At 58.3% G+C, this 26,039-nt stretch carries 21 protein-coding genes and 1 tRNA gene; 13 read left to right on the forward strand and 9 right to left on the reverse strand.

Going from position 1 to position 26,039, the window contains the following annotated elements:
- Positions 1–27: 27 nt before the first annotated feature.
- Complete coding sequence (locus HUO14_RS13795) at positions 28–948, reverse strand: hydroxymethylglutaryl-CoA lyase (RefSeq protein WP_176280413.1); 921 nt, start codon at positions 946–948, stop codon at positions 28–30.
- Between the two features lie 64 nt (positions 949–1,012).
- On the opposite strand from HUO14_RS13795, the gene HUO14_RS13800 reads away from it, so the two are divergent.
- A complete protein-coding gene (locus HUO14_RS13800) occupies positions 1,013–2,194 on the forward strand; it encodes a CaiB/BaiF CoA transferase family protein (protein WP_176280414.1) in 1,182 nt (393 codons plus the stop codon).
- A 13-nt stretch (positions 2,195–2,207) separates the two neighbouring features.
- Here the strand turns inward: HUO14_RS13800 and HUO14_RS13805 are convergent, their stop codons facing one another.
- Positions 2,208–2,861 carry a GntR family transcriptional regulator gene (locus tag HUO14_RS13805; RefSeq protein ID WP_176280415.1) on the reverse strand — a complete coding sequence of 218 codons (654 nt, stop codon included), beginning with the start codon at positions 2,859–2,861 and terminating at the stop codon, positions 2,208–2,210.
- Positions 2,862–2,999: 138 nt separating this feature from the next.
- Here HUO14_RS13805 and HUO14_RS13810 point away from each other — a divergent pair, with 138 nt between their 5' ends.
- The 5 genes from HUO14_RS13810 to HUO14_RS13830 are packed head-to-tail and all read left to right on the forward strand — an operon-like array spanning position 3,000 to position 7,827.
- On the forward strand, positions 3,000–3,743 hold the full coding sequence (locus HUO14_RS13810; RefSeq protein WP_176280416.1) for an aspartate/glutamate racemase family protein: 744 nt from the start codon (positions 3,000–3,002) through the stop codon (positions 3,741–3,743).
- Entirely contained in the window at positions 3,743–4,174 is a 432-nt protein-coding gene (locus HUO14_RS13815) for a nuclear transport factor 2 family protein (protein ID WP_176280417.1), read from the forward strand. Before HUO14_RS13810 ends, HUO14_RS13815 begins: the two co-directional genes overlap by 1 nt.
- Positions 4,174–4,572 carry a nuclear transport factor 2 family protein gene (locus HUO14_RS13820; protein WP_176280418.1) on the forward strand — a complete coding sequence of 133 codons (399 nt, stop codon included), beginning with the start codon at positions 4,174–4,176 and terminating at the stop codon, positions 4,570–4,572. Before HUO14_RS13815 ends, HUO14_RS13820 begins: the two co-directional genes overlap by 1 nt.
- 57 nt (positions 4,573–4,629) lie before the next feature.
- Positions 4,630–7,152: a TonB-dependent receptor gene (locus HUO14_RS13825; RefSeq protein ID WP_176280419.1), complete on the forward strand. Its 2,523-nt coding sequence runs from the start codon at positions 4,630–4,632 to the stop codon at positions 7,150–7,152.
- Positions 7,153–7,191: 39 nt separating this feature from the next.
- Positions 7,192–7,827 (forward strand): isochorismatase family protein, encoded by a 636-nt coding sequence (locus HUO14_RS13830; RefSeq protein ID WP_176280420.1) that lies wholly within the window; start codon positions 7,192–7,194, stop codon positions 7,825–7,827.
- Positions 7,828–7,881: 54 nt separating this feature from the next.
- Here HUO14_RS13830 and HUO14_RS13835 read toward each other — a convergent pair whose 3' ends face one another.
- Positions 7,882–8,991, reverse strand: coding sequence for a glycosyltransferase family 4 protein (locus tag HUO14_RS13835; protein ID WP_176280421.1), 1,110 nt, complete (start codon positions 8,989–8,991; stop codon positions 7,882–7,884).
- Positions 8,992–9,265: 274 nt separating this feature from the next.
- Between HUO14_RS13835 and HUO14_RS13840 the strand changes: the two genes are divergently transcribed.
- Complete coding sequence (locus HUO14_RS13840) at positions 9,266–10,198, forward strand: DUF1702 family protein (RefSeq protein ID WP_176280422.1); 933 nt, start codon at positions 9,266–9,268, stop codon at positions 10,196–10,198.
- 28 nt (positions 10,199–10,226) lie between these two features.
- On the opposite strand, the gene HUO14_RS13845 is transcribed toward HUO14_RS13840, so the two are convergent.
- Together HUO14_RS13845 and HUO14_RS13850 are read right to left on the reverse strand one after the other, a co-directional pair.
- Positions 10,227–11,198 carry a glucokinase gene (locus HUO14_RS13845; protein ID WP_176280423.1) on the reverse strand — a complete coding sequence of 324 codons (972 nt, stop codon included), beginning with the start codon at positions 11,196–11,198 and terminating at the stop codon, positions 10,227–10,229.
- Between the two features lie 168 nt (positions 11,199–11,366).
- Positions 11,367–13,901 carry a glycoside hydrolase family 3 protein gene (locus tag HUO14_RS13850; RefSeq protein WP_246255656.1) on the reverse strand — a complete coding sequence of 845 codons (2,535 nt, stop codon included), beginning with the start codon at positions 13,899–13,901 and terminating at the stop codon, positions 11,367–11,369.
- A 329-nt stretch (positions 13,902–14,230) separates the two neighbouring features.
- Between HUO14_RS13850 and HUO14_RS13855 the strand changes: the two genes are divergently transcribed.
- Together HUO14_RS13855 and HUO14_RS13860 are read left to right on the forward strand one after the other, a co-directional pair.
- Positions 14,231–17,221, forward strand: coding sequence for a TonB-dependent receptor (locus tag HUO14_RS13855; RefSeq protein WP_176280424.1), 2,991 nt, complete (start codon positions 14,231–14,233; stop codon positions 17,219–17,221).
- Positions 17,222–17,340: 119 nt separating this feature from the next.
- Entirely contained in the window at positions 17,341–18,897 is a 1,557-nt protein-coding gene (locus HUO14_RS13860; protein ID WP_176280425.1) for a tryptophan halogenase family protein, read from the forward strand.
- 4 nt (positions 18,898–18,901) lie between these two features.
- On the opposite strand, the gene HUO14_RS13865 is transcribed toward HUO14_RS13860, so the two are convergent.
- Entirely contained in the window at positions 18,902–20,191 is a 1,290-nt protein-coding gene (locus HUO14_RS13865; RefSeq protein WP_176280426.1) for an MFS transporter, read from the reverse strand.
- A gap of 10 nt (positions 20,192–20,201) precedes the next feature.
- Complete coding sequence (locus tag HUO14_RS13870) at positions 20,202–21,227, reverse strand: LacI family DNA-binding transcriptional regulator (RefSeq protein ID WP_176280427.1); 1,026 nt, start codon at positions 21,225–21,227, stop codon at positions 20,202–20,204.
- A gap of 190 nt (positions 21,228–21,417) precedes the next feature.
- Between HUO14_RS13870 and HUO14_RS13875 the strand changes: the two genes are divergently transcribed.
- Entirely contained in the window at positions 21,418–22,743 is a 1,326-nt protein-coding gene (locus HUO14_RS13875; protein ID WP_176280428.1) for a glycoside hydrolase 5 family protein, read from the forward strand.
- A gap of 72 nt (positions 22,744–22,815) precedes the next feature.
- On the opposite strand, the gene HUO14_RS13880 is transcribed toward HUO14_RS13875, so the two are convergent.
- Positions 22,816–22,904: transfer RNA gene (locus HUO14_RS13880), tRNA-Leu, on the reverse strand.
- Between the two features lie 242 nt (positions 22,905–23,146).
- Here HUO14_RS13880 and HUO14_RS13885 point away from each other — a divergent pair.
- The gene (locus tag HUO14_RS13885) at positions 23,147–23,419 is read left to right on the forward strand and encodes a hypothetical protein (protein WP_176280429.1); all 273 of its coding nucleotides are present in this window, start codon (positions 23,147–23,149) and stop codon (positions 23,417–23,419) included.
- 18 nt (positions 23,420–23,437) lie between these two features.
- On the opposite strand, the gene HUO14_RS13890 is transcribed toward HUO14_RS13885, so the two are convergent.
- Positions 23,438–24,220: a zinc-ribbon domain-containing protein gene (locus HUO14_RS13890; RefSeq protein WP_246255658.1), complete on the reverse strand. Its 783-nt coding sequence runs from the start codon at positions 24,218–24,220 to the stop codon at positions 23,438–23,440.
- A gap of 188 nt (positions 24,221–24,408) precedes the next feature.
- Here HUO14_RS13890 and ftsE point away from each other — a divergent pair, with 188 nt between their 5' ends.
- The gene (gene ftsE, locus HUO14_RS13895; RefSeq protein WP_176280430.1) at positions 24,409–25,122 is read left to right on the forward strand and encodes a cell division ATP-binding protein FtsE; all 714 of its coding nucleotides are present in this window, start codon (positions 24,409–24,411) and stop codon (positions 25,120–25,122) included.
- A gap of 12 nt (positions 25,123–25,134) precedes the next feature.
- Entirely contained in the window at positions 25,135–26,031 is an 897-nt protein-coding gene (locus tag HUO14_RS13900; protein WP_176280431.1) for a cell division protein FtsX, read from the forward strand.
- Positions 26,032–26,039 lie beyond the last annotated feature (8 nt).

Genomic DNA, 26,039 nt, shown 5'->3' on the forward strand with positions numbered 1-26,039 from the left:
TTTACACTCTCTCTTATATTATGTCATTCAGGCTTCGGCTCTCGCAACCAGAGACGGCAACGGTCGCCCGAGAATCGATTCAAACCACTGGTTGGTGGCTATGGCTTTTTGCAGATCGAGATCATGGTCAATGCCGGAACGGTTCAGCAGATTGACCAGATCTTCCGTGGCGATGTTGCCAGTGGCATTGGGCGCGAACGGACAGCCTCCGAGCCCGCCGAGGCTGGAATCGAGCGTCGACACACCCGCCTGAACCGCGGCCCACGCATTGGCGATGCCGGTGTTGCGGGTGTCATGGAAATGGGCGCGCATGGAGATATGGTCGGGAAGCAATTCCCTGAGACGGCCGAACAGGTCGGTGACCTGCGCCGGCACGCCGACACCTATCGTGTCGGCCAGGGCAATTTCCGTGGGGTCTTCGGCGGCCATTTCCTGAGCGATATGCATTACGGTTTTGGGATCCACAGCGCCTTCGAACGGACAGCCAAAGGCAGCCGAGATGGTGACTTGTGCCTTCAGTCCCTCGGCCTTGGCGAAACGGATCATCTCGCGATTTTCTTTGATCCCCTGCTCAATGGTCTGGCCCTGGTTCTTTTCACCGAATGTATTGCTGGCCACTATAACGCAACCGGCTTCGTCAATGCCGCGCTTGTTGCCTTCGCGCGTCGCCAGTCCGCGCAGCACACCGCGCTTGTTCAGGCAGAGGCCGATATAGGAGATATCGTCGCGGTCGGGCAGACCGGCGATCACCGCTTCGGCATCGGCCATTTGCGGAACCCGGCCGGGGTGGACAAAGCTCGCCACTTCGATGCGCTTGACTCCGGCGTCGAGCATCCGGGTGATCAGGCCCAGCTTGTCCGCCGTCGAAATGATCTCCGCTTCATTCTGTAGCCCGTCCCGGGGACCGACTTCCAATATTGACACGGCAGTGCGAGTATCTGTGCTCATATAAATTGTATACAATCCTGTTTGCGCTTTGTATAGGGGAAAGCATGATGCGGGAGTATTTTTCATGACGCAAGGGGCGTTGACAGGATTGCGGCTGATCGAAATGGGTCAGCTGATTGCGGGGCCGTTCTGCGGCCAGCTGATGGGCGACCATGGGGCAGAAGTGATCAAGATCGAACCGCCGAAGGTCGGCGACGCGATGCGCAGCTGGGGTCAGGGCATTCCGCTCTGGTTCTCTGTTGTCGGCCGCAACAAAAAGTCGATCACGCTTAATCTGCGCGAAAAAGAAGGACAGGCGATCGTCAAGCAGCTGGTCGAGAAATCCGACTTTCTGTTGGAGAATTTCCGTGCCGGTACGATGGAAAAATGGGGTCTGGATTACGAGACGCTGAGCGCGATCAACAAGGGCCTGATCATGATCCGTGTCTCTGGCTATGGCCAGACCGGACCCTATTCGCACCGGGCCGGCTATGGCGGCATAGGCGAGGCCATGGGCGGCATGCGCTATATCATGGGCGAGCCCGACCGGCCGCCAAGCCGCGCTGGCCTGTCGATTGGCGATTCGCTCGCCGCGACCTACGCCTGTCTTGGCGGGCTGATGGCGCTGGAGCACCGGCACAAGACCGGCGAGGGACAGGTCGTCGATTCAGCCATTTACGAAGCGGTGCTGGCGAATATGGAATCGACCATCGCGGAATATACGGTGGCGGGCCATATCCGCGAGCGGACGGGATCGATCCTGCCGAAAATTGCGCCCTCCAATGTCTATCCGACCAGCGACGGCAGTATATTGATCGGCGGCAATCAGGACAGTGTCTGGAAGCGCATGGCGGCGATGATGGGCCGGCCGGAACTGGGCGAGGATCCACGCTATGCGACCCATGTCGCGCGTGGTGAAAACCAGACCGAGCTGGACGAACTGATCATGGAATGGACCAAAGGGATAAAAAGCCAGGAATTGCTGGATATGTGCGAGGAACATGGGGTTCCCGCCGGCAATGTCTATCGCGCTCCCGAAATGCTCGAAGACCCCCATTTCAAGGCACGCGAGGCCCTGGTCGAGATGGACCACCCGCAGCACGAGCATTTCGTCATGCAGAATGTCGCGCCGAAATTGTCCAAGACTCCCGGCCATATCGATAGTGTCGGGCCGGATCTGGGTGCGCATAATGAAGCCGTTTATGGCGAGCTTCTGGGCATGGACAGCGCGAAAATGAACGACTTGCGGGAGCGGGGTATTATCTGAAATCTGTATCCAGTCAGTCTTCCACGGTTCGCGCCGATGCGCTGCTGAAGCTGTGGAAAGCGCGCCGGATATGGCTGGTCATCACCGCACCGGCCCAGACCTGATCCCTGGCGGTAAAGGCGGCGATCAGTTCATCATGATCGAGTCCCGACTGGACCAGGTCCTCCTGTGAATAGTGATTGGCGGTGCGACGGACCACTGGCTGTTCGACCAGCGCCGGCAGCAGCTTGCTCAGCCTTGGTGACTGCGCACATGCGAGGATCAGGTCGTGAAACTGCCGGTTGGCGTCCAGAAAAGTCCCGATGTCGGGCTTGGGCCGATTGACGGCCTCGGTCAGAATTTCATTGATCTCGCGCAACCGGACAAGGCTGTCGCCGTCCATGCGCTGTGCCGCCCGCTCGGCGGCATGGGATTCCAGCATCGCCCGCAATGTGAACATTTCATCAATTTCATCATCGGACCAGTCCGCGACCGAAAGTCGCTTGGAGGCGCTGCGCACCAGCAGCATCTCGTTCTCCAGGCGCTGAACCGCATCGCGCACCGGGGTTCGCGACACGCCGGAAATCTCGGAAAGCCGTTCCTCGGTCAATTGCATACCCGGATGGGCTTCTCCGTACAGGATGAAGCTGCGGATTTTTTCATAGGCGGTGTCGGAAGCGCGGCTCATGGACAGGCTATTGGCGGATTAAGCACGATTGAGCAAGTCCTGACCAGAACGGGCAATTTCCGCTTGACGGACGGCAATTGTATACAATAGAACGTCATCAGGGAGTCTTTACATCACCATGACTGAACCGAAATTGCTATGAAGCGGATCAAGGTCATCGTCCCCATCCCGATGGATGAGGCCGGCGTGGCCGCCCGCGCAGAGCAATTGCCCGCTGACTTCGTCAGGGAAGGTTTCCAGCCTGAATTTGTCGCCGTCCCGTGGGGCGCTGCCCTTGGCGACAGCTATCATGACACATTGCTAATGGACTGGACCGTCTTCCAGGCCGGGATCAAGGCCGAGGAAGAAGGCTATGCCGGGGTGCTGATCGACACGGTCAGCGACAGCGGCCTCCGCGCACTTCGTTCCCGTCTTGATATTCCTGTGGTCGGCCCTGGCGAGGCCGCTTTTGCCGCCGCGATGATGCTGGGCAAGAAATTCACCGTGCTGACGATGTGGCCCGAATGGTTCCCGCTCTATGAAAAGACGCTGACCGAATATGGCTGGTGGGAGAGGGTGGCGTCGTTGCGCTCGATCGACACCCGCCCCGACGTCACCGAATTGCTCGCCGGCAAGGAAGAGGTGATCTTCGACAAGCTCAAGGCAGAAGCTCTGCTGGCAATCGAGGAAGATGGCGCGGATGTGATCGTGCTGGGTTCGACCACCATGCATCAGTCGGCCCAATATCTTGACGCGAACCTGCCGATCCCGGTGCTTAACCCGGGCCAGGTCGCCTATAAATTTCTCGAAACTTTGATCGAACTCGGCCTGACCCACAGCAAGAAGGCCTTCCCGGCTCCCGAAGTGCCGAAGGATGAAGATATTCGAAAGGGATGGTATTGATGACTGACTGGACACCCGGAATGGCAGGCCAGGTGGCTTTGCCTTATCCTTTCTACATCGACATCGTGACCAAGCGCTATTTTGATGGCGTCGACAACAAGAACATGACCCAGGTGCTCAACTGTTTCGCGCCCGATGCGGTGCTCTATGAGGCAACCTCCGATACCACCCACAAGGGCCGCGAAGCGATCAGGGCGATGTTCGAAAAGCTGTTCGCCGATTTCGAGCAGATCTGGCACGGCAATTTTGTCCACACCGCCGACCCTGCTTCCAACGCCATCTGTTCGCAGTTCACGGTGCTGATCACGCCCAATGGCGGCGAGCAGCTGCGCTATGAAAATTGCAACCGTTTCTATTGCAAGGATCGCCTGTTCCAGGACGTCACCGTCTATATGAGCGGCGACAATCTGCTGAAAGAGGGAGATGTCTGATGCAATATGAACCCGGCCTTTCCCGCGACGAACTGATCCAGCTGGCAACCCGGACCTATTTCGGCAATGTCGATGCCAAGAATATGGAGGCCGCGCTCGACTGTTTCCACGACGGCGCGCTCTTCTGCGTCCAGACCGATTTTACCCGTCACAGCGGCAAGGAAGAAATCCGGCGCATGTTCGATGATTTCTTCGCAGCCTATGAAACCATCATCCACCGTGACTTCACCTGTACCGTCGATGAAGCCAATGGCCGGATCGCCGCCTCTTTCGTTGCCGAACTGACCGATGCCGACGGCGGTGTCACATTACTCAACAACACCAATTTTTGGAGAGTCCGGGACGGTAAATTTCAGGAAGTTTACGTCTATATGAGCGGGGCCAACGTGCTCGTTTAATCACCATTTGACGGGCCAAAAGGTCCGCAAATCATTCCATTCAGGGAAGGAAGAAAAATGCGACGCATCAAAACAGTTCTTTCACTTTCAGCCGGCTTCGCCGCGCTGGTCGGCTCCAATTCGGCTTTCGCGCAAACCGGTAGCGATCAGGCGAGCGAAGGTCAGGACAGCAATATGATCATCGTGACGGCACGACGTCAGGACGAACTGCTTGTAGACGTTCCGGCATCGGTCACGGTTTTCACGTCCGAAATGCTCGATCGGACGGGCGTCCAGCAAGCTGATGAATTTGTCCAGCTTACCGCTGGTGTGACCATTGTCAGCGGAACCGCGGAGGCGGGCGACACGCAGATCAACATCCGGGGTATCAATGGCGCGCGCGACGCCGAAAGTTCGGTTGCGCTGGTGGTTGACGGTATTCTCAAGACCAACACCGCCCAGCTCAACCAGGATCAGGGCACGTTGCGCCAGATCGAAATATTGAAGGGTCCGCAAGGCGCTCTTTATGGCCGCAACGCGGCGGCCGGCGCGATCGTGATCCAGACGCTCAAACCCAGCGATATCATGGAAGGCGGCATCAAGGTCAGCGCCGCCGAGGATAAGACTTATAAGGCATCGGCCTATATTTCCACGCCATTGGGCGACAGCGCCGGTCTGGTGCTTTCCGGCTCCTACAACACCACCGACGGTTTTTACCGCAACAGCTTTCTCGGCAACCGCAAGGTTGTCGATGATCAGGAAACCTGGTCGGTCGACGGCCGTTTTGTCGCCGAGTTGGGAGATTCGACGGAAGTCGATGTGAAGGCTCGCTACGCCGATCTGTCCGGCGCCTCGATCAATTTCAACACGTCATTCCATCTGCCCAATTTTGCTGGCGTGGATCCGGCCTTTTTCGAAGACGTGAACACGCACAAGTTCGGCTATTATTCGAACATCCGCCCGACCAACGAGCAGACCACGTTTGAAACATCGGTCAAACTGACCCATGAATTTGAAGCAATGACGCTGACCGCCTGGGCGCTCTACAGCGATGTTGACCAGGCGCTGACAGCAGACGGCACGTCGGCAGATTTCGCACGATACACTTTCCCGGGTGCAACGCCCGCGTCGGTCGTGGCGTCAAACAGCTGCTTTGCAACCACGGCGCAACTGACCGGCTATCCGCTCAACGCTCCGACCTTTGTTGGCAACAATCCGATCCCGTTCATTTTCGATCCGGTCAATGGTTCAACCTTGGGCGCCTATAGCCCGACCACCTGTGATGGCACCCAATATCAGATTCGCGAACAGACGGACATCAGCGCGGAAATCCGGCTGGCCTCCAATGGTGACGGGCCGCTGGCCTGGCAGATCGGTGCCTATTATCTGAACATCGATCGTGATGTCGGGGTCAGCCTCGGTGCTGATCTCGGGCAGGGAGTCACGAGAGAATTGTATAATGATGCGAACAGCAGCAACCCGACTTCGCAGCTGTTTGCCGACAATTTCAACACCAATGTCTATGCCGCCTTTGGCTCGGTTGATTATGAAGTTGCCGATAATTTAGACGTCAGCCTGGCGCTGCGCTACGACATCGAGCAGCGGGAAGTATCCAGCCGGGTACCACTGGTGACCGATCCGATCACCGGCGGACCGATCAATCCGGGGCAGGCTTTTGGTCCCATTCCGGATCAGAAGGAGACGTTCAAGGAGCTGCAGCCAAAACTGTCGCTGCGCTATGGTCTGACCGACAATCTCAATTTCTACGCCAACTGGGGTATCGGTTTCAAATCGGGCGGCTTCAACAACCAGGGATCCGCCGCCATTGTTGACCAGAATTTCAACCAGTTCCTCGGGACCAACGTCCTGATCAACGATATTTACCGCAAGGAAACATCGAGCGCTTTCGAGGCGGGTTTCAAGGGATCGGCGGCGAATGATGCGATCACCTTCGATCTGGCCGGCTATTATACCAAAGTCGATGACATGCAGTTCTTCGAATTTTTCGTCGGCGCCTTTGGTTTGCTCCGCGTGGTCTCGAACATCGACAAGGTTGATCTTTACGGAATCGAGTTCAACGCCAATGCAGAAATTGTAGACGGCTGGGATATCTTCGGATCGATCAATGTCACCGAAAGCGAGATCAAGGCCAACGCCTCCCGACCCTACACGGTTGGCAACAAGTCGCCTCATACCGCAGATTATACGATCAATCTCGGTACACAGATGGTTGCCCCGATCGCGACCAGTTTTGACCTGGTGATGCGCGCCGACTATCGGATCACCGGCCCGACCTGGTTCCACACGGTTCAGGAAGACACCGGCCCGACCCTGTTCAGTGGTCTGTTACCCGGTTCTGCTCTCGCGCTACCCGCGTTTGTCGGCGACGGAGATATGTCGGTTACCGAGCGTGACGCTTTCGGGGTTCTCGATCTTCGTTTCGGACTGGAAGGCGACAACTGGAATGTCACCGCCTTTGCCGACAATCTGCTCGACAAGCGCTATCTCAACGAGGTGATTACTGCGGTCGAATTTGGCGGGTCGTTCATTTCACCCGGTGGCCTGCGCCGCTTCGGTGTCGAAGTCGGATATAAATTCTGATGATTGCGCCGTCCTGCGGCTGGCGATATCGTTGCCGCGATGACGGATGAACTTCAAGACAATTACGCGGGCGTTTTTGACGGCGGGCTCGGCTTTGGTCGCAAGCCGGCGCTGATCCTGGTCGATTTCGTCGAGGCCTATTTCGACAAGGGCTGCGATCTATATGCCGGGGTCGAGGACGTTCTCGCCAATGCCATTGTGCTGCGTGACGCGGCCCGGCGCGCCGGGCTTCTGATTGTCTACACCAATGTCGCTTACGCGCCATCGCTGATCGACGGGGGCCGGTTCGCGCAGAAAGTGGCGCCGCTGGCCAATTTCGTCGCCGGTCATCCGATGGGCGCGTGGCCCGACGGGCTGGTACCGGCTGACAATGAGCTGGTCATTTCGAAACAATATGCCAGCGCCTTTTTTGGCACGAGTCTGGCCTCGACGCTGACCGCCAATGGCAATGACAGTCTGATCATCGCAGGCTTGACCACCAGCGGCTGCGTACGCGCCACCTGTGTCGATTGCTGTTCCCACGGTTTCATCCCGATTGTCGCCCGGCAATCCGTCGGCGATCGACACCCGGGACCGCATGAAGCGAACCTGTTCGACATGCAGGCCAAATATGGTGAAGTGGTTCCCGACGCGCAGGTCATCGACTATTTGAGCGACTTGCAGGGCGGGGCTTGAGCATCTTGGCTGACCGTCCGGGCGATGATTGCCGATGATGATCGGGCGGCAAGTCTATATACGCGACGTCTTGCGTCTCGAACCCAGCCTGGCAGCCTCGTCGGCGAATATTCTATCATAGACGCGGATCGTCAGGTCCGCAATTTCTTCCCATTGCGGAAACCGGTCGGCGTTCACGCGAAATCCGCCGGGATTGGCATGGGCACGTTGGAGAGCGCTGACCAGGCTTCGGATATCGCCCGGATTGAAATAATGTTTGGCGTCGAGCCGCAAATCCCGGTTTTCCGGCAGGTCGCTCAACAATATCGGACAGTTGCAGCTTATCGCCTCGAGCAGGGTATTGGAATGGCCTTCGCGGATCGACGGGTTCACGAAAAACCGTGCGCCGCGATACAGCGGGGATAATGCGGGGCGTGGCACGCTGCCCAATATCACAATGCGTTTGTCGCCCAGGGCCTCGATCTGTTCGCGACCCGACCCTTTTTCCCAGTCGCCGACGATCACCAGCTTCATGTGCGGATGGTTTTTGACAAAGATGCAGAATGCCGCGACCAGACTGTGAATATTCCTACGTTCGGAAATCTGGCCGACGAACAGGATATAGTCTCCGCTGATCGGAGCCTCTGCTGCAACCGGGGCATTTTCTGGCGGATCGACGGCATTGCCGATGACATGAATATTCTGCCTGATCCCCGAAGCGCGAAGATTCTTGGCCAGGGCAGGCGTCACCGCGATGATATGATCCGCCCATCGCAATTGATATTTGGCGCATCGCATGACCCATTTGGGGGATTTGCTCCAGGGACGATGGTGAAAATCCGCGCCGAGGCGGACGACGATCTTGCAACCCAAGAGCTTATAGGCCCACAGCATGAAAGCCGGTTCCAGCCCTGCAATATGGACAAGATCCGGACGCATGCGAAGCGCCCTGATCAGCGTCGAGATTGCATAGAGCGTCTCACTTTTCGCGAGAAAAGGCGGTATCGGGGCAGACCATAAGGAGACCCCCTTATATTGGCCTGATTTAACAAAAGGTCTCCGGCCGGCGATGCACAGTTTCCACCCCCGATTGGCGATCAGGGGAAACAGGCGTTCCGCATTTTTTTCCACGCCGCCGATGACATCCGGTATGCCGCGGGCGCCGATGACCAATATCGATTTCATTGCTCGTCCCTCTGGCTGATCCGGGAATTTGCACCATATCATCGCAATCCGGTTAACAAGTTCAACTGCGATCCGGACATTTGGCCGATTAAGACAAGTATTCATTTCGAATAGCCGGAAACTGCTCTATTTTTCCAATCGGGATTTTTTTGCGATAATTGTCTGGCTATTATATGCTAATCAAAAGAGGCGTGAAAACCCGCCGTACCGAAATTTAAAGAACAGGACTAATCCCATCACAACAAATGAAAATATTGCCGATCAGCTGAAGCCGTTGCCCGCGATCATCCAAAAGTTTCTGGCGCTGGACCCGAAGCGGGTGGAATTCCGTGTTCGCGGGTTCGATCTCGCCGAAAAAAGCCACGAGGAAAGGCTGGAAGCAATCGGCAAGGCGTTTCTGCGTGGTTATAATCTGATGCTGGCGGTTCGCTCATTCGGCGAAATCGACCAGGCCTTGGCGCAGGAATCGGATTTGCTGCGGGGGTTTTTTATCGAAGGCGGCGCGATGGGCAGCGCGCTGGTCGACAGTCTTCCGTTCCGCAAGCCAATGCTGCCACGCTATCTTGCCCGGTTTGGAACCCGGTTTCCGATATTGGTGCATGCCGGTGTCGGCCTGACGATCTCGAAACTGTCCTGGCGCGAGAAGGGGATATTGGCCGAGCTGGATCCGTTTTATCGCTGGCTGGCTTATGATGGTCGCGGCTATCACAACATGTATTTCGAGCCGGAAAAGACGCTGGCGGGCCCGACCCACATGCTCCGGGGCTATGCGGCCCGTGCTTATGATCAGGGTGCGGGGCGAGGCATCTGGTTTATCAGCGGCGCTTCTGTCGAGAAGGCCGCTGACACGATTGTGACCATGGCCAGCGAACGGTGGCCGGATTTGTGGGCCGGGGTCGGGCTGGCATTATGCTATGCCGGGCCGGCGGGCTCCCGGGAATTCATGGCGGCAAAAAAGCTGGCCGGTGATCATGCTGCCGATATGGCAACGGGTGTGGCTCTCGCCTGCGCTGCCAGAATCAAGGATCAGTCGCTGTCGCCCGAAACCAGAGAGGGGATAACCGCCTTGTGGGGGATTACGCCGGAAGCGTTGGCAGAGCGGGTTGAAGCCGCACGATTGGCCATAGCGTCATCGCAGCCTGATCGTGGCTATGCGATGTGGCGCGACAAAATTGCCGGGGAATTTGTCGCGCAACAATCCGCCTGATCCGGCACCGAGTCTCGATGCCGCCCGATCAGTCTGGATATTCGGCTGCAAAAGCAGTGGCCGCACCCAGCAGGCCGGGTTCGGGATGGGTGATAAGCTTGACCGGCAGGCTTTCCATCAGCCCGCGATAGCGGCCTTTGGAAACAAACCGGTCGGCAAATCCCGATCCGGAAATATGCTTGGCCAGCCGCAGTCCCAGGCCCCCGGCCAGCACGACCGGGCCGGGGCCATGGGTCAGTGAGATATCGCCGACTACCGCACCCAATGCCTGAAAGAAGCGATCGAGCGCGGCTATGGCAATGCTGTTCTTGCCCGCCAGAGCCAGTGACCAGAGCGCCTTGTCGTCGCCGGGCGGCATCGCCCGGCCTTCCATTTCGCACAGCACTTCGAATATTGCGCGAAGGCCAGGACCGGCCACGACCCGTTCGACCGACACCCGGCCATGTTTGGCACGGAGATTCTGGAGAATACGGTCCTCTACCGCATCGAGCGGCGCAAAATCACAACGACCGCCTTCGGACGGAAGCACCTGTGCCCGGCCATTTTTGAAAACCAGCGCGGCGACGCCAAGGCCGGTTCCGGGACCGATCACGCTGACAACGCCATCGGCGGGCAGCGGCTGATCCGGTCCGGTGATGTGGATCAATCGGTCTTGGTCAACCATGGCAACCGCGTGGGCAACGGCGGCGAAGTCATTGATCAATATATGCCGGTCCACCCGCAGCTTTTCCGGGATTTGCGATGGCCGGACAATCCACGGATTATTGGTCAGCTTGATCAGGTCGCTGCTGATCGGCGCGGCAATGGCGATCGCCGCGGCGCGGGGCAGCGCGCGCCCGAGATGCTCGGCAAATATTTCCCAGGCGATCTGGAAGCTCGGATGATCGGCGGTCGGCAAGGTGACCGGGGTGGAAAGGGACAATATCCTGCCATCATCGATTTCCGCGATGGCAAAGCGGGCGTGGGTTCCGCCAATATCTGCGACAACGATTTCATTCATGATTCAAAGCACCGCCCTTGAAGGCATCCGGGGTCCAGCGCAGCGGCCCTCATCGCTGCGCTTTGGCGACTGCCTACCAGTCGCTTGCAGATTCCGCCGCCCCGCTTTTTTTGGAGGGAAGCGCCATGCCGTCTTGCCGGCCTGCTTTCGGTCGAGATCGGAATTATTTCATTCGCAGCCCAATATGGTGTCGGCCACCGTCCCCAGAGCCACGCGCGACAGACTGAAGTCGATCGGTCCGGTCGTCGCAATCTGAAACGGGGCGTCCAGCTTGCTGACATCCGCTCCGGCGGCGGCAAAACATTTGATCGGTACGCCGACCGTTTGCCATGTCCCGACCTCGAGCGCGCTCAGAGCCGCCGGCGCAATTTGCCCTCCGCATCCCTCGCCGCAGCGCATCGACAATTTGATCGGCGCGCTGGACTGTTGCTCATAGCGCATCGTCACCAACAGCAGGACATCACCATTGGTTTCGCGGCTGATGTCTATCGGAGCATGGGTCACCAGCTCGATCAGTGTCGGACCGTTGCCGCTGGAGGTGAACTGCCGGGCACCTTCCTGGGTCAAATGGTCGACAGCTTTGATCTGCACCCGGCCGCCGATCGCCTCTGCCGGCGTGGTGGTGATACGCGTCCGGTCGGATTGGCCGTCGGAAACCAGCAACGACCAGGACGCGGTCGGCAGGCCCTTGTCAAAAAATGTTCCGGCGCTGGACTCCTGGCCGACGACCCCCGAATCTTCGGGCAGCATGTCAAGATCGGAGCGGCTTGCCGAGTTCAGGCCGTAGCCGAGCTCGAACAATCTCGGTCCTTTGGCGTCTGCGGTCATCGGCCAAGAGAAACTCAACTTGCCGGTAAATTCATGAGCGACTTTCCCGTATTTGTCACGGAACAGGACATCGGCGACGCCGCCGCCTTCGGAGCCGGGCAACCAGGCGGTGACAAATGCGTCGGACGCGTTGATTTCCTCGTTGGTCCACAGCGGTCGTCCGGTGAGAAAGACCGCAACCACGGGTATATCCTGGGCCTGCAACTTGCGCATGGTCGCGAGGGGACCCTTCAGCTCCGGCTTGAGCTGGAGCGTTTTCAAATCGCCCTGGAATTCGGCATAAGGTGTCTCGCCAAAAATTACGATGGCCGCATCCGGCTTCTTCTCGAAGCTGCCATCGGGCGCGTGTCGGAGAGTGCCATTTGCTGCGCTAACGGCGTCTTCGATTCCTTGCAGGATTGATGTCGCGCCCGGGAATTTGTCGTTCCCGATACCGGTCCCCTGCCAGGTCAGCGTCCACCCTCCCGAGGCGCGGCCGATATCATCGGCACCGTCGCCTGCCACCAGGATATGGCTGCGGGGATCGAGCGGCAGAATCTGCTTGTTGTTCTTCATCAGGACCAGCGACTTGCGCACCGCTTCGCGAGCGAGGGCGCGATGGTCAGCGCTGCCGAGCAGCTCGAAGCGCCCGGAAAAGGGACGGCTGGACGGTCGCCCGGCTTCAAAAAGCCCGGCGCGGATCTTGACCCGGAGGATATTGGCGACCGCGTCTTCCAGCCGCTCCATCGGCACGATGCCGCTTTTGGCCTGTGCCAGCAGGCTCTCGTACATCGGTTTCCACGTGTCGGGAGCCATATACATGTCGAGGCCCGCATTGATCGCCTGCGGACAGCTCGTGTTGGTGCAGCCGGAGATCTGGCCATGGGCATTCCAGTCGCTGACGATGAATCCGCCAAAGCGCATCCGCTGCTTCAGAACGTCGGTCAGCAATCCCTTGTGGCCGGTTATCTTTGCGCCGTTCCAGCTCGAAAAACTCGCCATGATCGTTTGCACGCCAGCATTGATGGCGGAAACATAGGGCGTGCCGTGGATATCCCGCAATTCGGTTTCGCTGATTCTGGCATCGCCCTGGTCACGACCCTCATCGGTGCCGCCATCGGCGAGAAAATGTTTGGTGCTCGCCAGCACATGGGGTCCTGACAGGATCGGTCTGTCGCTAGGCTGTCCCTGCAGGCCTTCGATGAACCGTTCGACATAGCTGGCGACCAGCGCCGGGTCCTGCGAATAGCCTTCATAAGCGCGACCCCAGCGACCGTCTTGCGGAACGGTTATAGTCGGAGCAAAAGTCCATTCCATCCCGGTCGAGCGCAGTTCGAGCGCTGTGGCCTCGGCAATCTGCTGTACCAGATCCGCGTCATGCATCGCGCCGAGGCCGACATTGTGGGGGAATATCGTTGCGCCGACGATATTGCTGTGACCGTGGACGGCATCGGTGCCCCAGATGATCGGAACAGCGGTGCGTCCGCCGCTGGTGTCGACCGACGCATCATAAAAGGCATCCGCGAGCGCCAGCCATTTTTCCGGCGCAGCAAATTCGTCATTGCCGGGAGCGGAGTTGCCGCCATTGAGGATTGATCCGAGATGGTAGCGCCTGGCATCTTCGGGCGTGACACTGGCGATATCGGCCTGGATGACCTGGCCGACTTTTTCTTCGACGGTCATTCGCGCGATAATGGCATCGATACGCGTTTCGACCGAGGCGTCCACCGGATAGGGCCAGTCGGCTCGTGGCCAGATTTCGGGGTGGACGGTCGCCGCGGGATTGTCGTCAGCTATTGCCGCAACCATTGTCGGAGGAGGAGCACCGACACATGCTGTCGTGACAGTCAATGCCAGCAATGAGCCGGCCAGATGGCGCTGCACTCTTAAGGTCAATTCTATTTCCTCCCACAATATAGTACCACTCGCCGATGGCATTGTTACTGCCAATAAATATTTTTGACAACGTTATCAACAATTTTTGACAACCTTGTCATTTAGTCGTTGACAACGTTATCAATTTTTTGCAATTTAGAATGCGAGGTGGAATTCGTTCAGTTGTTCTGATTCCATTGGTGCATCCGGGGTGTGCAACATAGCCCCTTAATGCCTGCGAGTCGTAACGTCCGCAGGCGCATTAGAATTAAGTGATTGCGTCAAAAAGGCGTAACATTTGGGAGGATATCAGAATGATCGGTCGAAAGTTTATATCGCGGCATAGCTTGATGGCTGCGGCATCCTTATATGCAATTGGCAGCGCGAGCGTTGCGGTCGCACAGGACGCAGATGCGCAAGGCGCATCGTCTCAGAATTCAGAAAATAACGCAGCTTCCGACGACGTCATCGTCGTTACCGGGTTTCGCGCCTCGCTTGAAAATGCGCTGGCCGCCAAACGCGATTCCAACCTGATTATCGAATCGGTTACGGCAGAAGATATCGGCAAATTCCCCGATCAGAATATCGCTGAATCGCTGCAACGTCTCCCCGGTGTCCAGATTGACCGTGAAAATGGACAGGGCACCAAGGTGCGTATTCGTGGCCTAGAGCAGAATGTCACGCTTCTGAATGGTGATCTGTTCGTCAGCGGTCTGGAAAATTTCAAGGTTGGCGAGGGCAATTTTGTCCGCCAGGACTCGCTGGAAGGCGTGCCCTCCGAGCTGATCGGCGGGGTGGAAGTATTTAAATCGCCCAACGCGTCCCTGCTCGAGGGTGGCCTTGGCGGGATCATCAATCTGAAGACCCGCAGTGCGCTCGACATGAAGGACGGTATCACACTTGCCGGCAACGTGCGCATGAACAAAGGATCGGAGATCAGTGGCTGGGAGCCGACCGGCGCTGTAGTCGCCGGCTATAATTTCAACGACACATTGGGCATCATCGCTTCCTTCAGCTATGATCAGACCAACGACCACCATAATGTTCTGGGCGGTGAAAACCGGGGCAACTGGGCCTTTGCCGACGGTCGTCGTGATCAGGCAACAACGCCGACCAACTATTACGCACCCGAATATCGCTACATCACCGACCGCGATCAATATCGCAAGAGGTGGGGCGCATCCCTGGGGATCAACTACCGGCCAACCGATCAGCTCGAGCTGATGGTGAATTATATCCACTCGGAGCTGACGGTCGATACGCGCGAAGTGTCGCTCAAATTCCCGTTTGGCCAGGGTGAATTGCTGCAACTGCGTCCCGGAGCAAGCATCGACAGCAATGGCATTCTCCAAAGCGGAACGGTTCAGGCCAATTCGGCGGAGGCGATTTCATTCGTCGATATTTCCGATATCAAATCCGACAATCTCCAGTTCGGCATTGATTATGACAATGGAAGCAATTTCCGCGCAAAAATTGCCGCCAATTATTCCACCGCCGACCTGATCCGTGAAGTGGCGAATAATGATGTTCGCCAAACCGCTTATACGGTCCGGCAGAACGGTGCTGGCGGCGCCCTGGTTGATGGGGTTGCGGGTAATCCAGCGGCTCCGGCGACCTGGGATTTCACCTATCAAAATGGGAAATTCCCGGTTTTCGGATTTGGACCCGGCACGCCGACCGACCTGTTTTCCAACCCGGCTTACGGGCTGTTCAAGTCGCATTGGGCCTTCGGTGACCGTTCGAAAGTGGACGGCCATTCGATCAAGGCGGATTTTGCCTATGACATCGACGATAGCGCAGAAAATGCAATCACGTTGAGCGCCGGTTTCCGTTATGGTCAGCGCCAGGTCGAGTTTGCATCGGGTCGTTATCTCGCGGACTATTCGGGCAGGGGTGAAATCGATGCATCGGCGATTCCCGATGCGGAGCGGGTGCCGGGTTTCTCCTATAACTGGACGCCTTATGGATATTTCCAGGATCCGGCCATCGGTTTCAAGATTTGCGATCTGCCGGAAGCGAACAAACCTGCGGCATTTGCGGGCTGCAGCCGTTTCGGCAATTCACCTGTCGTGATTTCGCCGATCCAGTCATTTCTTTCCAATCCGGAGCGTCTGGAAACGATCGCCAACTTTGCTGGCGGCCAAAATACTCCCGGCGGATCGCTGACGGTTCAGGACCGGGCCCAGATGACGGACGCTCTGGCCTGGATACAGGCTCTGTATCCCGATACTCCGTTCAGCTTCTTTGAAGACCCGCTTCAGGCCTATCTCGTGAAGGAAGAAACCAAGTCTGCCTATGTAATGGCAGATATGGGCAGCCCGGATGACCCTTATCATATCAATGTCGGGCTCCGCATCGTGAACACCAAATTGCGGGTCGACCAGAATCAGCCGTCAAACGCCGATCCGGTCTATTGGGGTACCGATAGCTGGAATGGCGTGCTGCGTGATTTCCAGACCGATACGATAACCCAGAGCACCACGGACTTCCTGCCTAGCATCAACGCGGTGGTGGACGTGAATGATGATTCCAAGCTGAGATTTTCCGCAGCACGGGTCGTTGCCCGCCAGAAACTGGACGATCTGGGTCGGGGTTTCTCTACCCAGTTTACGAGGGATTCCACGGTTGGTTCACCGACAGAAAATCTGTTCCTGTTCACCAATGGCTCGCGTGGCAACGCTGCACTCGAACCGTTTCGTGCCTATCAGTTTGATCTGGCCTACGAGCTCTATCTGGGGCGTCATGGCCTGCTCTCGGTCGGTGCATTCTGGAAAGAGGTCGACTCGTTCATTGTGACCGAAACCGTCCCGGTCTTCGTCAATGACCAGGGCGGCGGTCGCCTGGGACCAGTCAACCAGCCGGCAAATGGAACCGGCGGTCGGGTTCGTGGCTTTGAAGTTGCGGGACAATATTCCTTCGATTTCGGACTGGGTTTTACCGGAAACTACACCTTCTCGGACACCACGACCGATGGTTCCAATGATTTCGATACCGATCTTCCGTTGCCGGGTGTTTCGAAACATTCGTTCAACACGCAGGTCTATTTCGAAAGGGACGGCTTTGCCGCACGGGCCTCCTATACATGGCGTTCGAAGCAATATCTCGGGAACTTCGGTTTCGGCGATGGCGGGACAACACGTACACTCGGCATCTACCAGCGCTCCTATGGTCAGCTCGACGGCCAGATTTCCTATGACTTTAACGAGAATTTCGGCGTATTTGTCGAAGGGATCAACCTGACCAAGGCCGACCAGTCTGCCTATCTGCAATTTCCGGAACTGCCGTTCCGTTATGAATCCGGCTCTCGCAGGATTTATGTGGGCGGCAAGTTCAAATTCTAGGCTCCCTTAACGCGGGCCCGTATCCGACACCGATACGGGCCCGCTCTTTTTCAGATTTGTTTGCCGGCCCTGAAACTGATACGTGACAGTCTGGCCCTTGGGAGTGCGTGAAAGCTGTCATGACTGACGCGAACCGGATCAGGAAAATCGCCATTGTCGGGGGCGGCACCGCCGGCTGGTCGGCAGCCTGCTTGCTGGGCCGGATCTTCGCCCGGGACGATACAGAAATCCAGTTGATCGAATCGTCCGATATTCCGACGGTCGGTGTCGGCGAGGCCACGATCCCGCCGATATTCGAATTTCTCCAGCTGCTCGAAATCGATCCGGTCGATTTTGTCAGGGAAACCCAGGCGACGTTCAAACTGGCAATCGAATTTCGCGACTGGTTGAAGGTCGGCCACAGCTATTGGCACCCGTTTGGCAATTTCGGGGTCACCATCGACCGGCGGCCTTTCCATCATTATTGGTGGAAGAACGAAGCGCAGGGCCATGATGACAAAGTGGCGGATTTTTGCCCCTCTATCGCGCTGGCAGAGCAGGACAAGTTTCTTTTCCCGCCAGCCGATGGCCAGTTTCCAGGCGGCGCTCTCTCTTATGCCTTGCATTTTGATGCCGGATTGGTCGCTGCCTATCTGCGCCGGATTTCCGAACAGCTCGGCATCATCCGTCTCGACCGGAAAGTGGAACGTGCGACCCTCGATGATCGCGGTCATATCGACCAGCTTCACTGCGACGACGGATCATCTGTGTCTGCAGACCTCTACATCGACTGTTCCGGATTTCGCGGACTGCTGATCGAACAAGGTCTCGATGCCGGCTATGAAGACTGGACCAACTGGCTGCCCTGTGACCGCGCGGTAGCAGTCCAAAGCGAGGCGGTCGGGCCGCGAACACCTTATACGATATCCACCGCGCGCGAAGCCGGCTGGCAATGGCGCATCCCGCTGCAGAACCGGGTCGGCAATGGCTATGTCTACTCGAGCGCTTTCATCAGCGATTCCGAAGCGCAAGCACGACTGGTGGGGTCGCTGGATGGCAAGCCTCTGGCCGACCCGCGGGTGATCGGATTTACCGCTGGCCATCGCAAGAAATTCTGGGACGGCAATTGCGTGGCGATCGGATTGTCGGCGGGATTTCTGGAGCCGCTGGAATCCACCAGTATCCACTTGATCGTGACCGGTCTGAACCGGTTGCTGGACTATTTTCCCGATCGCAATTTCGATCCCGCGCTGCAGGCCGCCTATAATCGGGAAACATTGACCGAATACGAGCATATTCGCGACTTTCTCATGCTCCATTATTATCCCAATCAGCGCATCGGCGAGCCCTTCTGGGATCATGTCCGCGAAGCACCGCTGCCGGACAGCCTTGCGCAGAAAATGGAACTGTTCGGAAATAGCGGCCGGATCATCTCGCGCCGGCGCGAGCTGTTTCATGACCTGAGCTGGTTTTTTGTCGCTCGCGGCATGGGGTTGAAACCGAAAAGCTATGACCCGTTAGCGGATATCCCGGATTTTCACGATGTCCGCGATGTCATGGGACAGGTGAGCGGAGCGGTCGGTCAACTGGCCCGTGCAGCCCCTACCCATGATCAGTTTCTCGAAGCGCTGATCACGCCCGGCGATCATCGGCGCCCAACCTTCCACGCGCCTTCGAGAACAGGCTTCGGGCGCTGACCGTTCAGGATTGCATGGGGCGCGGCAAACCGTTGCCCGCTCTGCGGAGGGGCCGGTAAAAGACCACGGTCACGCCGCAAATCAGGGATGCCAATATCATACCGGGCAGAACGGCGCCGCCCTTGAGCGTAGCATCCCCCCCGCCGGTCAGGGCCAGGCTCAGGGCGATGAATTGCGGTGCCAGCGCCTGCCCCAGTTTGCGGGCGACGTTGGACATGGCGTAGACCCGGGCGGCGCAGCCGGTTCCACCGGGCGCGGTTTCGAGATTGCGGATTGTGATCGGAACCATGGTCCAGAACATCACCGACATGCCGCAGGTCGCCGAAATTGCTATTGCCAGGATGACGGTCGCGACCGCGAGATTCTGTGCATAAAAGATCCATAATGTCACCAGGGCAGCGACGTGCAGAAGAACCGCAGAAATCAGGGTGGTTACCAGTCCGATACGCGATGACAGGGCCACCCACAGGGGCGTTGTGATCAGCAAGGCGGCGGACGGCATCAGTGCTGCCCAATAGCCCCATTGGGGATTTTGCAAATCGCGGTCGAACAGGAACAGGATTGCCTTTGCCGTTACCGTCGTGCTCAATCCGGCGACTATGATCGTTACCAGCAATCGCCGCAGTCCGCTGCTCTTTCCGACCAGTCTGAAATAATGGACAATTTCCTGGGCAGCGCGCAGGGATGATGACGGTGGCGGGGGCACGCGCTCCCTGACCCCGAGCCAGGTGATCAGGAAACAGGGCTGTGCGAGCACGCCCAAAATCAGCGCTCCGACCAGAAAGGGTGTGTCGCCACCGGAAACCAGAGCATAGATGGTGGCGGCTGTCAGACCGCCCAATGCGGCACCCTGCATTCTCAGACCGGTCAACTTCAGCTGTTCAGACGGATCATCGGTGATCCGTGCGGTCAGCACTGCATAGGGAATATTGCCGCAACCATAGGCAAAGCGCAATCCGACATGGGTGACCGTCGCGTAGATCGCGAGATCCATTCCTTCGAGCGGGGGCGACCGGAAGGCCAGCCATAATGCGACCGCGATGAGAGGACCGCTCAGAAAAACCCACAGTCGCATCGGATATCGGTCCGCGTTGCGATCGGCCACAGCACCGATTACCGGGTCGAAAAGCCAGTCGATTGCCGCGCCGATCAGAAATATGCCTGCGGCAACGCCCAAGGGCAAATGCAGTATCTGGATATAGAAAAACAGCAGGTAGAGTTCGATCGATTGCCAGACGAGGTTGAACCCCAGATCTCCGGAAGCATAGCTCAGACGTTCGCGGCGCCGGATCATGGCCGGATCCTCACAGGACTGCAGGTGCCGCCGTCGATTCCCGGATGATCAATTCGCATGGCTGCGTTTCCAGCATGGTAAACGGCTTGTTCTCGAGCTTTGCGATCAAGGCATCGGTCGCGTCGCGGGCCATGTCATATACCGGCTGATGAACCGTGGTAATCCGCGGCCACACAATCTGGGCGATCGCACTGTCATCGAAGCCGGAAATGGACAGGTCGTCGGGTACCTTCAGGCCGAGATCACGCGCTGCCATGATTGCCGCCGCCGCCATGTCATCATTCTGGGCAAATATGGCGGTCGGTCGATCCGGGCGATCCAGCAATTTACGGGCAGCGGCGAGGCCGGATTCATAAGTGTAGAAGCCCTGCTCGACCAGATCGGGCGAATGGGACACTCCGGCGGCTTTCAGGGCATCCAGAAAACCGGTCAATCTTGCCCCGCTGGACGGATGGGTAGGGTCACCCTTGATGACGCCGATGCGGGTGTGACCGAGGCTGAGCAGATATTCGGTCATCTTCCGCGACGCGTCGACATCGTCGGTCGTCCGGCTGGGCCCAATGTCGAGAGACTGGGTGGGAGCGATACGCGAGAAGGGGAAATCGTTCTGCCGAAGCTCGCTCAGGATTCCCGGATGATCGGAGGCGGGTGGCGAGAGGATGACGCCATCGAGAGCCGCCGCCCGCAAGACGCTCATTATCTTTCCCGCGACCTCGACCACGGATTCCACTGGCAGCACGAGCAAGCGGTATTTCTCTCCGTGCAGCCGATCGAGCGCCCCGTTCTGCAGCTCCACGACATAGTTCGGGCTGGGGTTTTCGTATATCAGGCCGAGCAGATAGGATCGTCGTCCGACCAGGCCGCGGGCCATGATATTGGGATGATAATCCAGTTCGGCTGCCGCCTTGAGAACCTTGTCACGCAATATTTTCCGAACATGCGGTTCGTCGTTGAACACTCTCGAGACGGTTTTGGTGGAGACATTTGCGGCCGTTGCGACGTCGATGATTGTGGCCCGCTTTCTGGAATCTTTCATGGGGCGGGCAATCTCTCTTTGATCGTTGGCGTCAGGGCGCAATATCCGACATTTCCAGACCTGCCGATCCTAGGCGGTTTTCGGCTGTTTTGCAACAAAATCAGTCCCGGACAGCGCGTCGCCACATAAATATGACAACGAACGCCATTTCTGCTACGCATGACCGGCATCTGGAGAGGGGTCGGAGCGTATGATAAAGACAACAAGACGTCAGATATTGGCAGCAGGGGTTAGTGTCCCCCTGTTATCCCTGGCTGGCTGCAGTCCGGCAAGCTCGGCTGTTCCGGATTTTGTAAAACGAAAAGGCAGCCGCCTGACGCTTGATGACAAAACCTACCGGTTTGTCGGCGCCAATCTCTGGTACGGAGCCTATCTTGGTGCCGACGCGGCTTATGGCGACCGGCCGCGGCTGGTCCGGGAACTGGACCGGTTGAAGGCATTGGGCATTACAAATTTGCGGATCATGGCTTCGGCTGAAGAGGGACCGCTCAAGGCCGGCATAAAGCCGGGTTTCCGCACCAGGGACAGCTGGAACGAGACGCTGTTCGAGGGTCTGGACTATTGCATGGCGGAAATGGCGAAGCGCGACATGAAAGCGGTGCTCTGCCTGACCAATTTCTGGGAATGGTCCGGCGGTATGATGACCTATCTTCACTATGCGACCGGCGAATATGTCGACATGAACGATCCGGCCCATCCGTGGCCCGAATTCCCCGACCGGAACAGCGATTTTTACCGGTCGGAGGAGGCGATCGGCCTCTATCATGATCATGTCCGGCATATGGTCGGGCGAACCAATAAAGTCACCGGGCAGCGCTATAGCGACGATCCCGCCCTGATGAGCTGGCAGCTTTGCAACGAGCCGCGCCCCGGCGTCACGCCGGAGGTGATCGATCGGGCGCTGCCGGATTATTATGCCTGGATCGGTGCGACAGCAAAACTGATCCGGTCGATCGACGGCAATCATCTGCTATCGCTGGGACAGGAGGGCACCACCGCCAGCGCCGGTCGCGAGGATGTGTTTGTCGAGGCGCATCGGGAGATGGATTATCTCACCGCCCATATCTGGCCGCTCAACTGGGGCTGGGTGGACGGCAAGGACCTCGCGGGCACATGGGACGCCGGCGCCGCCAAAGTGGCTGATTATATCGATACCCATGTCCGTCTCGCCACCGAGATGGGCAAGCCGCTGGTCTTTGAGGAATTCGGCTTCCCGCGCGATGGCGAACTATATGATCCCGAAATACCGACCACGTTCCGCGAGCGCTTCTATGCCATGATTTACCAAGCGGTCGAGGATAGCGTGGCGTCCGGCGGGCCGGTTGCCGGCAGCAATTTCTGGGCATGGAATGGCGAAGCGCGAGCGGCCCATGACGATCGTCGTTTCCATCGCGGGGACACCGCCTATATGGGCGACCCTCCCCATGAACCACAGGGCTGGTATGGCATATTTGACCGGGACGCGTCGATGCATGACGTCATAAAGGCGCACGGCGCCGAGATTCGGAAGAACTGAGGATCGCCGCGACCATGCCACTAGCGGGGGAGACCGTGCGATATTGATACGGCCGGTAATTTCCTGGTTATCTGGTGCGGTCGAGAAGACTCGAACTTCCACGGGGTATTAACCCCACAGCGACCTCAACGCTGCGCGTCTACCAATTCCGCCACGACCGCACTGTCTCTAGCTTGGGACACTTGAGTCCCGGGTAGGCGCGAGCCTCTAGCAAAGGGGTCGGGCAGCCGCAACAGATATTCGCTGCCGGGCGGTTTTGATGTTAACCGGGGCAACGAAATCGTCCCGTAACCGTACATTATCTGTCACTGCGAGCCCTTGCGCCAGAAAACTTGCGCGTCGGGGCACCGTTAACCTTTTATTTACCTTGTCCGGGAGGGGGCGGGGCGCTGTTGTACATTTTATGGATGGTTTGTTTCTCATATTTCTTTTGCTGGGCGCCGCGCCTGACGGGGCACCGGTCGAAGCGCCTCGTTCCCAGTCGCGGGTGCAGGCGGTGGCGAGTGCGACGATCCTGCGCGGGGAAGTGATCGATTTCGGAGCGGCGACAAGCGCGCGTAACGGCGACACCGGAAAAGACGACCGCAATGTCTTCCGGATCGCGACGATACGCTCTGCGGGCAAAATCGACAGCGTTGATGGCGGCGGGGAAGTCCGGCTGCAGGAATTTCACTGAGCCGTCGCCGCCGGACGGCTATTCGCGGGCCTGGTCAGCCCATCCGACTTCCAGCTGGCTTGCAGCGCGCGGCACATCCAGCTTGGCTTCGTTGAAATTTATCTTTGCCCCGGGCGCGAGCGACGGTGCGGGCGCTTTCATTTTCCAGCTGTAGACAATCCGGCCACCGGCATCGCGCAGGATCACCAGCATCGGCGGGACCGCCTGGTCGCTCGTTGTCGGATTGATGATTGTTCCGCTGGCCGCAAAATATTCGGTGCCGTCGGGCAGGGTCCGGCGGTCCTGTTTCTGGCTCAGCTCGATCAGCAGCGGCGTCTCTTCAGCCGCGGCGAACTGATAGTCCGAAACCCACTGTGGGGGCCCGAAATAGAATAATGCCGCGCCTGATGCCAATATGACAGTAGCGAAGGCGACCGCGGCGATGGTCCATAATTTCGCCGGGTTCCGGCGCGCCTTGAACGGTGGTTCGTGCGCGAAGCTGCTCGATTTTGCGGCATATTCGGGTGTCACCGAAATCGGAGGCGGCGGCGTCGATCGCGTGACCGGCGAGGCTGGCGGTGTCACTTTCCAGTCCGTCCTGGCGGCCGGTTCCGGCTGGGCAACCGGAGGTGCCGGTGCTGGTGCGGGCGTTGGCCCGTTGGCGGCCGCTTCGACCAGCTCTTTTTCCGGAAGCGCGGCTTCCTGGAACCAGCTATGGCGACAGGACGCGCAGCGCACCGAACGGCCATTGAGCCCAATGGCGCTGTCGGGCACGAGATAACGGGTTTTACAAGCCGGGCAATTCAAGATCATGGCAGCCATCTAAACACGCCATGACGGCAAACTGCAAGTGGCTGCTTGGCCGATTTGAGACCGAAGCATGATTTTTCGCGTTTTCCGGCAAATTAGTCTTGCTGGCGGGGATAGCGGAGTTGATTTGGAGGGCCTTCCCGGCCTATTGATCCCGGGGCTGGCGATATTGGGCCACGATATTGGAATGTAGAACAAAAATGGATGAAATTGTTCGGTTTGAGAATGTCGGCCTGCGCTATGGCGCGGGGGCGGAGACGCTGGCGGATCTCAACTTCACCCTCTATCCGGGCAGCTTCTATTTTCTGACCGGAGCCTCGGGAGCGGGGAAGACCTCGCTGTTGAAACTGCTCTATCTGTCGCAGCGCCCCAGTCGCGGTATCATCAAGCTGTTCGGGGAGGACGCGGTCACCATGCCGCGCGAGCGCCTGCCCGGTTTCCGGCGCCGGATCGGGGTTGTTTTCCAGGATTTCCGTCTTGTTCCGCACCTTTCGGCGTTCGACAATATCGCCTTGCCTTTGCGGGTGGCGGGGGTTCGCGAGAAGGATCTGGAAGTTCCGGTGGCAGAGATGCTCGAGTGGGTCGGTCTTGGCGACCGGACGTCCGCCCGGCCGGCGACGCTTTCGGGCGGGGAGCAGCAGCGGGTGGCGATTGCCCGGGCGGTGATCGGTCGGCCGGAAATATTGGTCGCCGACGAGCCAACCGGCAACGTCGATCCCGACATGGCAATCCGGTTGCTGCAATTGTTCGAGGCGCTCAACACGCTTGGCACCACGATTGTCGTTGCGACCCATGACATTCATCTGCTCAGCAAGATACCGGGCGCGCAGATGATGCGGCTGGAAAAAGGCATGTTGGCCGATCCGACCGGATCGCTGCGCCATCCGCCGCTACCCAATGACCAGCAGCAATAGGTCGCGGGGCGCATGTTCAAATTTTTCGTCATTCCCGGACATGACCGGCGCCTGATCCCGGAGGGCCGCTTGTCTGGTCCGATGCCCTGGGTCATCGCGATCATGATCTTCCTCACCGTCCTTGCGGCGGCGGCCGGGCTCGCTATGACCCGCGCGATGGGCGATGTGTCGGACGAGCTCTCGAGCCGGGCCACGGTGCAGATTGTCGAGGCCAATAGTGAAATCCGCAGCGATCAGGCAGCGGCGGTGGCCGAGCGCTTGCGCTCGATACCGCTGGTCGAAGAGGTTCGGGTGTTGCCGCCGGAAGAAATAGAGGCCCTGATCGAACCATGGCTGGGCACGCAGGATCTGGGAGAGGATATTCCGCTGCCGGCCCTGGTCGATGTCAAGCTTGCCCGCGCCGCTACGGATGCCGAATATCAATCGCTGCGCAGTGACCTGCAACGGATTGCGCCGGGTGCCCGGATCGAGCCGAGCAGCGGCTATATCGCCCCGGTAATCTCTCTGGTGCGGTCCTTTCAGTGGATAGCCTTCGGACTGGTCGCCCTGCTCGCTCTGGCGACGGCTTCTGCGGTGATCATCTCTGCGCGATCGGCGCTCAATACCCATGGCGAAACCATCGCGGTGGTGCATCTGCTTGGCGGGACGGACGAGCAGATCAGCCGATTGTTCCAGCGGCGGATCGCGCTCGATGCGCTGCTTGGCGGATTGATCGGACTGGTCGGGGGTGGTGCGATCATCTGGCTGATCAGCGGGCAATTGTCGGCGCTCGGCTCCGGTCTCGTCCAGTCGGTCGGTCTCGACTGGTGGAGCTGGTTGATAATTGCTGTCATTCCGATATTGGGGATGTTCCTTGCCATGATAACCGCCAGATGGACGGTTATCGGCGCCCTGAAAAAGATTGTGTAGCCCGCCGG

Origin of the sequence: Parasphingorhabdus flavimaris (assembly GCF_013371215.1) — a bacterium.
In the GTDB taxonomy this organism is placed as follows: Bacteria; Pseudomonadota; Alphaproteobacteria; order Sphingomonadales; family Sphingomonadaceae; genus Parasphingorhabdus; species Parasphingorhabdus flavimaris.

Bases quoted from the DNA above. Each gene is read 5' to 3' on its own strand.
- HUO14_RS13795 (WP_176280413.1), bottom strand. From the start codon at position 948: ATGAGCACAGATACTCGCACTGCCGTGTCAATATTGGAAGTCGGTCCC.
- HUO14_RS13800 (WP_176280414.1), top strand. From the start codon at position 1,013: ATGACGCAAGGGGCGTTGACAGGATTGCGGCTGATCGAAATGGGTCAG.
- HUO14_RS13805 (WP_176280415.1), bottom strand. From the start codon at position 2,861: ATGAGCCGCGCTTCCGACACCGCCTATGAAAAAATCCGCAGCTTCATC.
- HUO14_RS13810 (WP_176280416.1), top strand. From the start codon at position 3,000: ATGAAGCGGATCAAGGTCATCGTCCCCATCCCGATGGATGAGGCCGGC.
- HUO14_RS13815 (WP_176280417.1), top strand. From the start codon at position 3,743: ATGACTGACTGGACACCCGGAATGGCAGGCCAGGTGGCTTTGCCTTAT.
- HUO14_RS13820 (WP_176280418.1), top strand. From the start codon at position 4,174: ATGCAATATGAACCCGGCCTTTCCCGCGACGAACTGATCCAGCTGGCA.
- HUO14_RS13825 (WP_176280419.1), top strand. From the start codon at position 4,630: ATGCGACGCATCAAAACAGTTCTTTCACTTTCAGCCGGCTTCGCCGCG.
- HUO14_RS13830 (WP_176280420.1), top strand. From the start codon at position 7,192: ATGACGGATGAACTTCAAGACAATTACGCGGGCGTTTTTGACGGCGGG.
- HUO14_RS13835 (WP_176280421.1), bottom strand. From the start codon at position 8,991: ATGAAATCGATATTGGTCATCGGCGCCCGCGGCATACCGGATGTCATC.
- HUO14_RS13845 (WP_176280423.1), bottom strand. From the start codon at position 11,198: ATGAATGAAATCGTTGTCGCAGATATTGGCGGAACCCACGCCCGCTTT.
- HUO14_RS13855 (WP_176280424.1), top strand. From the start codon at position 14,231: ATGGCTGCGGCATCCTTATATGCAATTGGCAGCGCGAGCGTTGCGGTC.
- HUO14_RS13860 (WP_176280425.1), top strand. From the start codon at position 17,341: ATGACTGACGCGAACCGGATCAGGAAAATCGCCATTGTCGGGGGCGGC.
- HUO14_RS13865 (WP_176280426.1), bottom strand. From the start codon at position 20,191: ATGATCCGGCGCCGCGAACGTCTGAGCTATGCTTCCGGAGATCTGGGG.
- HUO14_RS13870 (WP_176280427.1), bottom strand. From the start codon at position 21,227: ATGAAAGATTCCAGAAAGCGGGCCACAATCATCGACGTCGCAACGGCC.
- HUO14_RS13875 (WP_176280428.1), top strand. From the start codon at position 21,418: ATGATAAAGACAACAAGACGTCAGATATTGGCAGCAGGGGTTAGTGTC.
- HUO14_RS13885 (WP_176280429.1), top strand. From the start codon at position 23,147: ATGGATGGTTTGTTTCTCATATTTCTTTTGCTGGGCGCCGCGCCTGAC.
- HUO14_RS13890 (WP_246255658.1), bottom strand. From the start codon at position 24,220: ATGGCTGCCATGATCTTGAATTGCCCGGCTTGTAAAACCCGTTATCTC.
- ftsE (WP_176280430.1), top strand. From the start codon at position 24,409: ATGGATGAAATTGTTCGGTTTGAGAATGTCGGCCTGCGCTATGGCGCG.
- HUO14_RS13900 (WP_176280431.1), top strand. From the start codon at position 25,135: ATGTTCAAATTTTTCGTCATTCCCGGACATGACCGGCGCCTGATCCCG.